Annotated in this window: 15 protein-coding genes; 4 read left to right on the top strand and 11 right to left on the bottom strand. The window is 67.1% G+C overall.

The annotated features are described in order from the left end of the window. From AB4Y99_RS13145 to AB4Y99_RS13130, 4 genes are all read right to left on the bottom strand, one after another. The coding region (locus AB4Y99_RS13145; protein ID WP_441523624.1) for a hydantoinase/oxoprolinase N-terminal domain-containing protein at positions 1-651 on the bottom strand (651 nt) is incomplete at its 3' end. Then, a complete protein-coding gene (locus tag AB4Y99_RS13140; RefSeq protein WP_441523623.1) occupies positions 648-1,433 on the bottom strand; it encodes an IclR family transcriptional regulator in 786 nt (261 codons plus the stop codon). The genes AB4Y99_RS13145 and AB4Y99_RS13140, both read right to left, overlap by 4 nt. 775 nt (positions 1,434-2,208) lie before the next feature. Continuing rightward, complete coding sequence (locus AB4Y99_RS13135; protein WP_441523622.1) at positions 2,209-2,817, bottom strand: helix-turn-helix transcriptional regulator; 609 nt, start codon at positions 2,815-2,817, stop codon at positions 2,209-2,211. A 187-nt stretch (positions 2,818-3,004) separates the two neighbouring features. Beyond that, a complete protein-coding gene (locus tag AB4Y99_RS13130) occupies positions 3,005-3,763 on the bottom strand; it encodes a GntR family transcriptional regulator (protein WP_248311121.1) in 759 nt (252 codons plus the stop codon). A 74-nt stretch (positions 3,764-3,837) separates the two neighbouring features. Between AB4Y99_RS13130 and AB4Y99_RS13125 the strand changes: the two genes are divergently transcribed. Both AB4Y99_RS13125 and AB4Y99_RS13120 read left to right on the top strand, forming a co-directional pair. Then, on the top strand, positions 3,838-4,782 hold the full coding sequence (locus AB4Y99_RS13125; protein ID WP_441523621.1) for a PfkB family carbohydrate kinase: 945 nt from the start codon (positions 3,838-3,840) through the stop codon (positions 4,780-4,782). A gap of 122 nt (positions 4,783-4,904) precedes the next feature. Beyond that, complete coding sequence (locus tag AB4Y99_RS13120; RefSeq protein WP_038360509.1) at positions 4,905-6,044, top strand: PAS domain-containing protein; 1,140 nt, start codon at positions 4,905-4,907, stop codon at positions 6,042-6,044. A gap of 87 nt (positions 6,045-6,131) precedes the next feature. On the opposite strand, the gene AB4Y99_RS13115 is transcribed toward AB4Y99_RS13120, so the two are convergent. From AB4Y99_RS13115 to pyrF, 4 genes are read right to left on the bottom strand one after another with little or no spacing between them, the layout of a single operon-like run. After that, positions 6,132-7,007: an anhydro-N-acetylmuramic acid kinase gene (locus AB4Y99_RS13115; protein WP_441523620.1), complete on the bottom strand. Its 876-nt coding sequence runs from the start codon at positions 7,005-7,007 to the stop codon at positions 6,132-6,134. A gap of 39 nt (positions 7,008-7,046) precedes the next feature. Then, entirely contained in the window at positions 7,047-7,355 is a 309-nt protein-coding gene (locus AB4Y99_RS13110) for a DUF1330 domain-containing protein (RefSeq protein WP_441523619.1), read from the bottom strand. 3 nt (positions 7,356-7,358) lie between these two features. After that, entirely contained in the window at positions 7,359-7,646 is a 288-nt protein-coding gene (locus AB4Y99_RS13105) for a DUF1330 domain-containing protein (protein ID WP_038360503.1), read from the bottom strand. 37 nt (positions 7,647-7,683) lie between these two features. After that, the gene (pyrF, locus tag AB4Y99_RS13100) at positions 7,684-8,388 is read right to left on the bottom strand and encodes an orotidine-5'-phosphate decarboxylase (protein ID WP_038360500.1); all 705 of its coding nucleotides are present in this window, start codon (positions 8,386-8,388) and stop codon (positions 7,684-7,686) included. Between the two features lie 181 nt (positions 8,389-8,569). Between pyrF and AB4Y99_RS13095 the strand changes: the two genes are divergently transcribed. Next, positions 8,570-9,343 carry a TSUP family transporter gene (locus AB4Y99_RS13095; protein ID WP_133562534.1) on the top strand — a complete coding sequence of 258 codons (774 nt, stop codon included), beginning with the start codon at positions 8,570-8,572 and terminating at the stop codon, positions 9,341-9,343. A gap of 65 nt (positions 9,344-9,408) precedes the next feature. Next, on the top strand, positions 9,409-9,801 hold the full coding sequence (locus tag AB4Y99_RS13090; protein WP_441523618.1) for a DUF1801 domain-containing protein: 393 nt from the start codon (positions 9,409-9,411) through the stop codon (positions 9,799-9,801). 24 nt (positions 9,802-9,825) lie between these two features. Here AB4Y99_RS13090 and AB4Y99_RS13085 read toward each other — a convergent pair whose 3' ends face one another. From AB4Y99_RS13085 to epmA, 3 genes are read right to left on the bottom strand one after another with little or no spacing between them, the layout of a single operon-like run. Continuing rightward, a complete protein-coding gene (locus tag AB4Y99_RS13085; RefSeq protein WP_441523617.1) occupies positions 9,826-10,491 on the bottom strand; it encodes a DsbA family oxidoreductase in 666 nt (221 codons plus the stop codon). Between the two features lie 16 nt (positions 10,492-10,507). Then, positions 10,508-11,575: a lysine-2,3-aminomutase-like protein gene (locus AB4Y99_RS13080; RefSeq protein WP_441523616.1), complete on the bottom strand. Its 1,068-nt coding sequence runs from the start codon at positions 11,573-11,575 to the stop codon at positions 10,508-10,510. Next, positions 11,572-12,636 (bottom strand): EF-P lysine aminoacylase EpmA, encoded by a 1,065-nt coding sequence (epmA, locus tag AB4Y99_RS13075; RefSeq protein ID WP_441523615.1) that lies wholly within the window; start codon positions 12,634-12,636, stop codon positions 11,572-11,574. The genes AB4Y99_RS13080 and epmA overlap by 4 nt, the downstream gene beginning before the upstream one ends. Between the last annotated feature and the right edge of the window lie 139 nt (positions 12,637-12,775).

Below are 12,775 nucleotides of genomic sequence, written 5' to 3'. Positions count from 1 at the left end.
CGGCTGGACATAGGCATTGGCCGCCGTGGTGACGAAGCGCTGGTACTCCCAGATCTCGGCGACGACCTCGCTCGACAGCGAGACGGTCAGCTCCGGGCAGGTCTCGCGGACGATCCGGCCGGCTTCCTGCTCATGCGCCGGATTGCGATAGCTGTTGAGGAAGCAGATCGCGATCGCCTCGCAGCCGGCGGCTTCGAGCTCGCGGGCGGCCTTGCGCACGGCGTCCGCGTCGAGCGCGGTGACGACCTGGCCGTCGCGATCCATGCGCTCGGCCACTTCGAGGCGGTGTTCGCGCGAGACCAGGGGATCGGGGAAGGTCAGGAACAGGTCGTAGATGTCGTAGCGCTGCTCCGTCCCCATCTCGAGAATGTCGCGGAAGCCCTTTGTGGTGATCAGGCCGAGCTTGGAGCCCTTGCGCTCGATCACSGCRTTGGTSACCAGCGTYGTGCCRTGSACGATGTCGCCGAYATCGGCSAGCGTGATKCCGGCCATCTCGGTSAGYTCGCCRAGGCCGATCAGCGCCGCTTCGGAGGGGTCATGCGGCGTGGTCAGGCGCTTGTGCAGGCGGACGGAGCGCTCCTGCGAATCGTAGAGGATGAAATCGGTGAAGGTGCCGCCGATGTCGAAGCCGATACGCCAACGATTGCTCATGGAGCGGTCTCCGCGATGGAAAGGTTCAAGGGATAGAAGCGCTTGTCCTGGGTCAGGGCCGCGATCTCGGCGGCCCCCTCCCCCAGCGATCGGATGATGGCGAGGCGCTCGGCCGGCTCGACGATGGCGGCCGGAAAGGAAATGCAGAGCGCGACCTCGTCGCCCGTCTCGGGATCCCCGACGGCGACCGAGACGGCATGTACCCCGCGCACCGCCTCGTCGTCGGATTCGGCATAGCCCTCGCGGCGGGTCAGCGCGAGGCGGGCGAGCAGATCGTCGATATCCTGCGGGGCGGTGACCGAGGGCGGGACGAGCCCATTCGGATAGAGCGCCCGGACCTCGTCGTCGCTCAGCCGGGCCAGCAGGGCGCGCCCGGTGCTGGAGGCGAAGGCAGGCAAGCCATCGCCGATCGTCGTGACGACCCTGAGCGCATGTCGGCCGGAATGGGCGGTCACGCCCATCACCTCGGCGCCGCGACGCACGCTGATATAGCCGGTATGGCCAACCGCGTCGGAGATGCGGCGGACAACCGCATCGCTACGGTCAACCAACGATGCGGCGAAACGATAGAACTGGCCAACCCGGCAGAGCAGCACGCCCGGACGGTAGCGCTTGCTGTCGCCGACCGTTTCCAGGAGCCCCTCGTCCCGCATCGCCCTGAGCAGGCGCGAGGCGTTGCTCTTCGGCATGCCCAGCAGCGTGACGAGATCCGTGACGGTGACATCGTGCCGCGTGCTGGAAAAGCAACGAAGCACATCCGCAGCCGCCGACAAGATCGACATTCGCACGCCTCAGAAAATGTTCCAAAAAATGGAACTCAAGTTCCATTAATAGAAACATGGCACCGAACGGGCGCAGCGTCAATCGGACGCGGCGGCTCGGATCGCTGAAAGATGGGGCGACCGCCGGGTTGGGCATCGCGGCCGTGGGCACCCGGCAGGTCGCGCACCGAAAACCCCGTCCAGGCCTCGCCTGCGGGGTTTTCGGGCTTCAACATCCGAGGGATGCGCGGAGCCTGGCGGCGTTCRCAGTCGACGGCTGCGTGCCGATGTCGAGTCGATGTCGATGGTGTCGAACAGCGACGACCTCGCGCYGYYCGGCTCCGCGCACGGGTATCTGGGGGTCCGCCTCGCTTGATGACGCCCGGCAAGGGCGGGGGCCTGCCTGTTCGGCCCGTGCGAAGTCGGCACCTCCGCGCCACCAARGAGARGATCACCGTGATCGCGTCCTGTCGGACGCGCGGCGATCCAGCGGACCCGCAACGGTCCGGGAGCGCGAAACCCGCAATCCCAACCGGCCCACGATGCCTCGCGAAGCCCCTCGGTCGAATGGGACGAGGCGAGAATAGGCATGGGGCGGAAGGGCGGGGATAAGTTTGCCTCTTCCCTTCTCCCCTTGCGGGAGAAGGTGGCAGCGCGAAGCGCTGACGGATGAGGGGTCTCTCAACCTTGATCGTCAGCGCCCGATACCATCGACCCTGCCGGGCACCTTCTCCCGCAAGGGGAGAAGGGAGGGGCGCGTCCTATGCCCGCGTCATAACGAACACCGGCAGCACGCTCAGCGCGGCTCCTCGACATAGGTGGCGACGAAGCGGACGAGCTCGCTCTGGCGCGCGGTCCCGGTCTTGGCGAAGAGGCGCTGGAGATGGGTGCGGGCGGTGGTCGGGGCGATGCCCAGGCGCTTGGCCGCGACGATGGTGTCGAGCCCCTCGACGATCAATGCCAGCATGCGCTCCTCGGTCGGCGTCAGCCCACAGGCTTCCGCGACCTGATCGAGCTTGCGGCCCATGGCGACCTCGGGATCGTCGACCGAGAGGACGAAGAGGTCGATGCTTTCGAGATGGACGGCATCGATCGCGACCTGCCGGCCGCAGCGGAGCGCCAGCGGCAGCCGCGTCTCGCCGGCCATGCTGCCGGTACGGCAGCGCTTCAGCCAGGAATGGAGCCGCGCCATGAATTCCTTGTCGGCGGCGGTGAAGCGGTCGGGGGCGCCGAGCCCCTCGCCTGACAGGGCCTGGGCGCCGCGGTTGCTGAACTGGATGTTCAGATTGGCATCGATGACGAAAACGGGTTTCGAGGCATGGCAGGCGGGTTCAGGCATGGTCTCGCGGCGCGCCGAAAGGGGCGGGTAATTCGCGTGGCTGGAAACCGAGAAGTGGAGCGACATCGAAACATCCATCCCTGTTGTCTCGGATCGTCGCGACGCCCCCGCAGCGGCCGGTTCATCCAGCCGGGGCGGGCAGAGCGCGCGTCCGCATTCCTTCGTCGCGCCGGAATGCGAGCAGGTTCAAAGCGGATGCTGTTTTTTGGACTGGTATTGGACTGATTAAAATGCGAGCGACCTGCCGCCGCCGTCAAATATGGAGCGAGAGCCGGTAAGTGTAGCTGTCGCCGCGGAACAGGCCCTCGACATATTCCAGCATCTCGCCATCGGCGCCATAGCTGCGGCGCTTGATCAGCAGGCACGGAACCGGCCTCTCGAAGCCGAAGATCGCGCATTCTTCCGGCGTCGGCGCAGCCGCCTCGATCGTCTGGTCGCAGCGGATGAGAGGCGCTCCGAGATCGGCCAGCATCGCATAGACCGAGCCGCTGAGATCGGCCTGCGCCAGCCCGGGAGCCCGCTCGAGATTGTACCAGGCGATCTCGCGCGACATCGGCATCCCGTCGCCCGAGCGGACGCGCACGAGCTTGAGGAGATCGATATGCGAGGAGTGGCCGAAGATCGAAGCGATGGAGCGGTCGTTCACGATCTCCCGTTCGAGAATGCGCGACGACGGAACGCGCCCCAGCTCGCGCATCTCCTCGGTGAAGCCCTTCAGCCGGTCCATGCCGGGGTGCAGACGCGGCCCCGGCCCCTGCACGATGGAGCCCAGGCGCCCCTGCGCGCTGAGCAGCTTCCTTTCCCGCAAGGCGTTGTACGAGCGCTGCACGGTGGTGCGGCTGATCTTCAGCCGTTCGGCCAATTGCCGTTCGGCCGGCAGCGTCGTGCCAGGCGGCAAGGTGCCGTCGCCGATCAGCCGCGTCAGCTGGTCTTCCAACTGCTGATAAAGCGGTTTGGCCGTGTCGTCGCGTAGGTCCAGCAGGTCCTGGAACACCGGCTTGGGCGTAGGCAATTCAAGCTCTGTCGATGGTTGCATGAGTGTGGCACAACCCGGGTAGCAGCAGTCGAGCGGGGAAATCAAACGCCATGACCGACCGGCCTGTCTTCGTGCTCGGAAGCTTCGTGGTTGCCTGCACGGCAACAGTGCCGCGCGTGCCGCGCCCCGGCGAGGCGCTCGCTGCCGAAATCGTAACGATCGAACCCGGCGGCAAGGGCCTCAATCTCGCGATCATGGCCCGACGGCTCGGCATGACGGTCGATGGGCTCCTCGCCATCGGCGACGATCTGGCCGCGGCCTTCGCCGCTCCGGCGCTGCAACGCGCCGATCTGCCGCAGGCCATGCTCGTCACCATCCCCGGGTCAACCGGCAGCGGCGTCGGCTTCATCGACCCCCGCGGCGAGACCAGCGTGGCGATTGCCAGCGGCGTCAATTTCGCGATCACCCGCGCGCATATCCGCGAACGCGCCGGCGCCATCGCCGGCGCGGCTCTCGCATTGGCACAATTCGAGACCTCCGACGAGGCGGTTGCCGAAACCTTCGACATCGCCCGGCGGGCCGGCGTCCCGACATTGCTCAACCCCTCGCCGTTCCGGCCGATCACTCCTGAAATCCTGCAGCGGACCAGCATCCTCGTCGTCAACGAAACCGAGGCCGGAGACCTCGCCACCGCCATCGGCCACGACCCGGCCGCAACGGTCGATCCCGCCCACTTCGCGGGCACGCTGGCGCCGGCCATCATGGCGCTGGGGCCCGACCTCGTCGTCATGACGCGCGGTGCGGCCGGTGCCGTCGCCGTCCCCCGCGACGGAGCGGCGCTCTCGCAGGCCGGCATCGCCGTCGCCACCGTCGATGCGCTCGGCGCGGGGGATGCCTTCGCCGCGACGCTCGGCGTCAGCCTGGCCCGAAAACACGGCCTCGCCGAGGCTCTGCGGCTGGCTGCCGCGGCCGGGGCGCTGACGACGACACGCCATGGCGTGTTCGACGCCTTGCCGACAGGCGAGGCCATTCGGGCGCTGCTCGGCAAGAGCTGATTGAGCGATCGACAGCCTGCTAAATTTTTGGATTGCTTTTGGACTTCACGAAAGCGACGCGTCCTGCTAGCTTGACGTTGCTGCCGCCGGGCCCCGGCAGCTGTCGCGAGCGAGGTAGCGTCATGCCGGCACCGAATCTCGATACCGTCATGTCCGCCGTCGATCAGCTCCTGAGCGGAGCGATGGATGAAGAGCAGATGCCTGCCGCCGCCGAAACGCTGCGACAGCTCTTCAATGGCTCGAAAGCCTGCTTCGCCAGTGTCGGACCGAATCCCGAGGACTGGGTGGCCTATGCTACCAATGTCGACGAGGCCTTGCAGGCGCGGTGCTTCGGCGATCTCGCGCAGGATTTCGTCGAGATGGGTTTTGCCCTGCGCAACATCCCTCTCGGCCAAGTCTATCACGACCATGAGGTCTACGGCCGCGAAAGGCTGCACAGCAGCCGCATCTGGCAGGAATGGATGCAGCCGCAGGACATGCATGGCGGCATGGCCTGCCGCCTCGCGGAGAACGGCGAGGCGTTCTGGTTTTTCGACGTGCAGCGCGGCCGCCACCAGGAGGGGTTCGACCGGGAGGACGTCGCCCTGCTCGGCAAGCTCTATCCGGTCCTGCGGCGGATCGCCGAGGTCCGGCGCCATCTCGGCCGGGTCGCGATCCAGCGGGACGAGGCGCGCGGCGCCCTCGACAGCCTCGCCATGGGCATCGTCATCGTCGATCAGGACCTGCGCATCATCTATGCGAATGAAGGCGCCGACGAGATTTTGGCCGAGCCCGACGGAGCGCTCTCGCTCCGGCAGGGGCGCGTCTTCGCCCGTCAGCCGAGCGACCACCGGCAGTTCAGGCAACTGGTCGAGGCCGCGGCGCATGGCGGCCGCGACCCGCTGGGCCAGCAGCGTAGCAGCCTGATTCTGCGGGGCGACGACCGCGCTCATTCGCTGTCTGCCTGCGTCATGCCTGCGGCCCTCTCCCTCGCGCCCGCTGGATCACACAGCAAGGTCATGATCGCGCTCCGCCGGCTCGAGATGGCGACCGACATCGTCGCCTGCTCGCGCCAGCTCTTCGACCTGACCGAAACCGAAGCCAAATTTGCCTCCGCCCTGGCGAGCGGATTGTCACTGACGGAAGCGGCCGCTGCTCAACGCGTCAGGATTTCGACCGCACGGACCCATCTGGCGCGGATTTTTCAGAAGACCGACACCCGCCAGCAAAGCCAGCTCGTCTCCCTGCTGCGCAGCGCGGACCTCCCCCTCCGCTCTCGTTGAGAACAGTTCGGCGAAGCGCTTTTGCTTCGCGGGCTGGCTCGTTCAGGAGCACAGGGCAAAATTATCCAGCTTCAGCCTAAATCTTCATCATCCAAATGACGGAGAAGACAGGGCGGCGAGCGTCGCGGCCCCGTCGGCGTCCGAGAGCGGCTCGACCACCTGAGCGCGACGATGAAAGTCGTTGCGGTCGAGCGATTTCGGCGCCGGCCTGTCGAAATAGGGATTGGCCATGAAGCCGGCGACGAGATCGCCATGGACCCGGCCGCTTGCGGCAAGCGCGCCGTCGGCATCGTAGGGGCGGCCGAGCCGGCGCAGCATGAAGTCGTCGAGGATCGCGCTGGCCGGCCCGGTGTCGAAGGCGATGACGGTGTCGCCGTCGACATAGGTGACATTGCCGACCCCGCCGAGGTTCAGCACCATCACCGGCTGCTCCAGCCCCTGCACCAGCGCGCGATGGTAGAGCGGCGCGAAGGGGGCGCCTTCGCCACCGGCCGCGACATCGGCATCGCGGAAACGGTCGACCGTGGGGATGCCGAGCGCATCGGCCACGGCCTGCCCGTCGATGAGCTGGCGGGTGAAGCGGCGCTCCGGGCGATGATAGATCGTCTGGCCGTGCAGCCCGACGAGATCGACGCTGCCGAGACCGAGCCCCTGCTCCTCGGCATAGCTGCGGATGGCGGCGAGATGATCGGCTGTGACCGCCACCTCGAGCTCCGTCAGAGGCTCGGAGGAGGCGCGTTCGGCATCGGCGATGACAGCCTGCAGGGCGCGGCGCGTCTCGTCGCGGTAGGGATAGGAGGCGCCGGGGCCGAAGGAGAGCCGGTCGCGCCCGTCGCTCGTCACCAGCGACACGTCGATSGCRTCCATCGASGTGCCGCTGATCACGCCGATSGCGGTCAGGGTTGCGGACGGGTCAGAGAGACGATCCGCCACCTGCGGCTCCTTGCAGTGCTGCGATGACATCCCGGGCGACCGAAGAGAGACCCGGAATTCGGATTCAGCTCACTCGCCCGGCTGCGGGCCGTCATAGCCGCCGATGATGACGAGATCRGACTTGCCGGCGGCGCTGAGATGCTTCACCGCCTCCTGATATTCCGGCGAGGCGTAGCAGGCGCGGGCCGTCCCCTCGTCCTTGAACTCGAGGACGACGTTGTGCTTGCGGCCCTCGCCGCGGGCGAGCTTGTACTCGCCGCCGCGAACGAGGAACTTCGCGCCGTATTTGGCGAAGGCGACGGCGTTCAGCGAACGGTACTTGGCGTAAGCCTCGTCATTCTCGACGTCGACGCGCGCGATCCAGTAACCCTTCGCCATGGCTCAGGCCCCCTCGACCGCGACGAGGTCGATCTCGCCCGCACCTTCACGCAGCTTGCGGGCCTCGGCATATTCCGGCGAGAACAGATAGGCGCGCGCCGAGGCGAAATCGTTGAACTCGATGACGACATTGCGGGCGCGGCCCTCGCCTTCGCCCACCGTCATCTGGCCGCCGCGCACGATCGGCGTGCCGCCATAGATCTTCATCACCTCGGAGGACTTGGCGGCATAGGCCGCCCATTTGGTCGCATCCGTCACCTTGGCGCGGCCGATGACATATCCCTTGGGCATGGTGCAATCCGTTCGCTGAATCGGTTTCGGGCGGAGATTACGAAGCCGCGACGATCTCGTCCATGACCGCGCCCGCCGCCGCACGCGGGTCTGCCGCGCGGACGATGGGACGCCCGACGACGAGATGGTCGGCGCCGATGCGGATCGCCTCGGCCGGTGTCAGCGTGCGCTTCTGGTCGCCGGCAGCACTGCCGGACGGGCGGATGCCTGGCGTGACGATGAGCATATCCTTGCCGATCACGTCACGGACGATCTCGGTTTCGGCCGCCGAGCAGACGATGCCGTCGATGCCGGCAATGCGGGCCTGTTCGGCGCGCAGGCGCACGAGATCGCGCACCGCAAGCCCATAGCCGGCATCGCGCAAATCGCCGTCGTCATAGGAGGTCAGCGCCGTGACCGCGAGGAGCTTCAGCGCCGCGTCGCCCCGGCCCTCGACCGCGCCGCGCATGGTCTGCGGATAGGCGTGGACGGTGAGGAAGGTGACGCCGAGCTTGGTCAGCGATTCCACGCCTTCGGTCACGGTGTTGCCGATGTCGTGCAGCTTGAGATCGAGGAAGACCTTCTTGCCCTCGGCGACGAGCTGGCGCGCGAGGTCGAGCCCGCCGGCGAAGGCGAGGCGATAACCGATCTTGTAAAAGGTGACGCCGTCGCCCAGCGTCGAGACGAGGCGGTAGGCGTCCCAGACTGTCGGCACGTCGAGGGCGACGATCAGGCGGTCGCGGACATCGTTGATCTTCTGCATCTGGCGGCTCCCTGAGTTTCGAGGGAAGGCGCATGATTCGAAGCAGGAGGCAAGGGCGCAAGCCACCGCGACGCCTCGCAGAACAATCTCCTACGCATTGGTGCTTTTCCGAAAACAATATTCCCCAAAACGGGCCGATCCTCTAGGCGTCGTTCTCCGCTCCTCCGGAGGCCGCCTCACGATGTCATGGACCGCGCTGACCGGCTTCCTGCTGCTGACGGGCGTCGCGGCCTATGCCCAGACGCTGACGGGCTTCGCCTTCGGACTCATCACCATGGGCGGGGTCGGCCTGACGGGCCTGCTGTCCCTCCCCGATGCGGCCATGCTCGTCAGCGTGCTCACCCTGGTCAATGCCTGCCAGATGCTGCTGAAAGGCTGGCGCGACGTCGCCTGGCGGACATTCGGGCTCGTCACGCTTGCGAGCCTGCCCTGCCTCGTCCTCGGCTATGAGCTGCTGATCTGGCTGGCGGATAGCCGCGCCGATGTCCTGCGGGTGGCGCTGGGCCTCACCATCATCGTCTCGAGCCTCCAGCTCGCACGCAAGCCTCAGCCGCTCCAGCGCGAATCGGGCCGTTTCGGCTTTCTGTTCTTCGGCGGCGTCGCCGGGTTGATGGGCGGCATGTTCTCGACCTCGGGGCCGCCGCTGGTCTACCACCTCTACAGGCAGCCGCTGGCGCTCGCGACGATCCGGGAAACCCTCGTCACCATCTTCGCGCTCAATGCCACGGTCCGCACCGGAATGGTCGCCGCCTCGGGCCAGGTTCCGTCAGCCTCGACGCTCACCGGCCTCATCGCCGTCCCCGTCGTGATGATGGCCACCCATCTGGCACGGCGCTACCCGCCGCCGCTGTCGCAGCGCGCCATGAGGCAGATCGTCTTCGCGCTGCTGTTTCTCTCGGGCGTCGCGCTGGGTGCCCCGGCGCTGATCCACCTGACGGCTCAGTTCGGCCGCTAGAAACTGTTATGGACCCTCGACAGGCATCGAGCGCAGGCGAAGAACGAAGGGAAAGGCGGCGCATCATGAGCAAGGCCGATACCGGTGCATCCCCATCCGAGCTGATCGACGCACGGATCGCGGAGCTGGACGATTGGCGCGGCCGGACGCTGGCCCGCATCCGCAAGCTCATCAAGGAGGCGGTTCCGGATGTCGCCGAGGAGTGGAAATGGCGTGGCGTCCCGGTCTGGTCCCGGGACGGAATCCTCTGCACCGGCGAGACCTACAAGACCGTCGTGAAGCTCACCTTCGCGAAAGGCGCTTCGCTCGACGATCCCGCCGGCCTGTTCAACTCCAGCCTCGACGGCAATGTCAGGCGCGCGATCGATATCCACGAGAGCGAGACGCTCGACGAAGGCGCCTTCAAGGCGCTCATCGGCGCAGCCGCGGCCCTGAACGGCGCCCCCCGAAAACGATAGGCCGGAACCGGCCGCCGGAGCGCTTCAGAACTCCGGCATCTCCGGCTGCTGCTGCGCGGCCAGCACCTGCTGGAAGACCTGCGCCCAGACATCCGGCGGCTGCGCGCCGGAGACGGCGAGCTTGCCGTCGACGATGAAGAACGGCACGCCGGTGACGCCGACCTCGCRGGCGTGGTTCTCAAGCCCGATCACGGTCTCGCGCAATTCGTCATTGGCGAGTTCGTCGCGCGCGGCCTGCTCGTCGAAGCCCTGCTCGACAGCGATCTGGACCAGCGTCTCGAGATCGCCGATGTCGCGCCCCTCCTGCCAATAGGCCTTGAACAGCGCGGCCGTCATGTCGCCGCCGCGCTGGACGGTGGAGGCGGCCGCCACCAGCATATGGGCCATGCGCGTGTTGACGCTCTTCGTCACCTTCGCCCAGTTGAAGGTGACGCCGCTCTCCAGCGCCGCCTCCGACAGCCGAAGCTCGATCTCCCGRCGCTTGCCCGGGCCGAACTTGGTGTCGAGATACTGCGTGCGGTCCATGCCCGCCTCGGGCATCTCCGGGTTGAGCTCATAGGGCAGCCAGGTGATGGTGAAGCGCTCGTTCAGGCCGAACTGGGCGAGCGCCGTTTCCAGCCGCGTCTTGCCGATGAAGCACCAGGGGCAGGCGATGTCGGAGACGATCGCGAGCGGCAGCTTGTCCTGCATGTCGATATCCTTCGTATCAGACGGGCGGATAGAGATGCCGCCCACCCTGTCGGTCTTCGGCGATGGCCTCCACACCGGGCGTCTCGCAGCCGGAAAGGAAGGCGGGACCGACCGGAATCTTGCCGGCGCCGCCGGGAATGTCGAGGATATAGGTCGGCTGACACAGCCCCGAAAGATGGCCGCGCAGGCTTTTGACCAGCGCCTGCCCCTCCTCCAGCGTCAGGCGGAAATGCGAGGTGCCGGGCGCGAGGTCGGGATGGTGCAGGTAATAGGGCTTGATCCGGTTCTCGACGAAAGCGCGCATCAGGGCACCGAGCGTCTCGACATCGGCATTGACGCCCTTGAGCAGCACGGACTGGCTGAGCAGCACATGGCCGGCATCGGCCAGCGTCGCGATAGCCGTGCGGGCATCGTCGGTGAATTCGCGCGGATGGTTGGCGTGAACAGCGATATAGCTCGCCTTGCCGGGGATGCGCAGCGCCCTCGCATAGTCCGGCGTGATCCGGGCGGGATCGACGACGGGCACGCGGGTGTGCCAGCGCGCGACCTTGATATGCGGGATCGCGGCGAGGCGCTTGGCGACCTCGCGGATGCGGCGGGCGGAGAGGATGAAGGGGTCGCCGCCGGTCATGATCACCTCCCAGATCTCGGGACGGGAGGCGAGATAGGCGAGCGCAGCGTCAAGCTTGGCACCCGTCAGCGCATCGCCGCCGGGGCCGACCATCTCGCGCCGGAAGCAGAAGCGGCAATAGACCGGGCAGGCATGGACGAGCTTGAGCAAGGCGCGGTCGGGATAGCGATGCACCACGCCTTCGACCGGCGAGTGGGCGTCGTCGCCGATCGGATCGGCCAGTTCCTGCGGCAGCGTCACCAGTTCGGCCGCATCTGGGATGAACTGGCGCGCGATCGGATCGGTGGGATCGGTGGGATCGATCAATCCGGCGACGGCTGATGTCACCGAGACGGCATAGCGCTCCGCCACCTTCTGCAGGGCTTCACGGCGCGCGGGCGCGGCAAGCCCGGCCTCGACGAGCGCGTCGATGCTGCGCAAAGGCTGGCCGCCAGGGGGCAGGTGAACGGTCATGCGCCTCCCCTGCCCGGTTCCGCGACCGGCGTCCAGAGCACGTCCTCGATCCGGCGTGCGCCGACGCAAAGCATGACGAGCCGGTCGAAGCCGAGCGCGATGCCGGATGCGGCCGGCATCAGCGAAAGCGCCTCCAGGAAATCCTCATCGACAGGGTAGCGCTCGCCATAGATGCGCTCCTTCTCGTCCATGTCGGCCTCGAAACGGCGGCGCTGCTCGGCTGGATCGGTGAGCTCGCCGAAGGCATTGGCGAGCTCGACGCCACAGGCATAGAACTCGAAGCGCTCGGCCACGCGCGGATCGCCGGGCTTCGGCCTTGCGAGCGCCGCCTCGCTGATCGGGTATTCGCAGAGGATCGTGGCACGGCCGCGGCCGAGATGCGGCTCGACGCGCTCGGAGAGGATGCGGCTGAAAATGTCGGACCAGCTATCGTCATCGGCCAGGCGAATGCCGGCGGCAACGGCCTGTTCGGCAAGCGCAGCGCGGTCGGTCTCGCCAGCGGGCGAGACGGTCGCGAGCAGGTCGATGCCGGCATGGCGGGCGAAGGCGTCGTGCAGCGTCAATCGCTCGGGCTCGGCGAAGGGGTCGGCCTCCGCATCGCGCCAGCGGAGGGTCGTGGTGCCTGCGGCGCGAACGGCTTCAGCCATCAGCGCCGCGCAGTCGCGCATCAGGACGTCGTAATCCTCGCCGGCGCGATACCATTCCAGCATGGTGAATTCGGGATGGTGCAGCACCGTGCGCTCGCGGTTGCGGAAGACGCGGGCGAAATCGAAGATGCGCGCCTCGCCAGCCGCGAGCAGCTTCTTGGCCGCGAATTCCGGCGAGGTGTGCAGGTAGTAGGGATGCGGCTCAGCAGCGTTGTCGATCAGCGTCGTACCGAAGCCGTGGAGATGCGTCTCGTTGCCGGGCGAAAGCTGCAGGATCGCCGCCTCGACCTCGGTGAAATCGCGAGCCTCGAACCAGCGCCGCAGCGCCGTCTTGATCCGCCCGCGCGCCAGAAGCGCCGGCCGGCGGTCGGCATGGATGTCGGGCCGCCAGAATGGCGTGGGGGACGAACTCATCGAATCTCGCGTCGGAACCGTCGGAAAGCTTTCGTTTCGCGCGCGAATGCGGTAGTTGCGCGGCAATTGAATTCGCATAGAGCATTGCGCGAAAAAGTGGGAACCGGTTTTTCGCAAGCGCAAGGCTCTGAACTTTAGG

This window comes from Allobosea sp. TAB14, from assembly GCF_052113865.1.
Lineage (GTDB): Bacteria > Pseudomonadota > Alphaproteobacteria > Rhizobiales > Beijerinckiaceae > Allobosea > Allobosea spartocytisi.
Note: the sequence above shows the minus strand (reverse complement) of the source record. Positions and strands in the feature narration are given on the sequence as shown.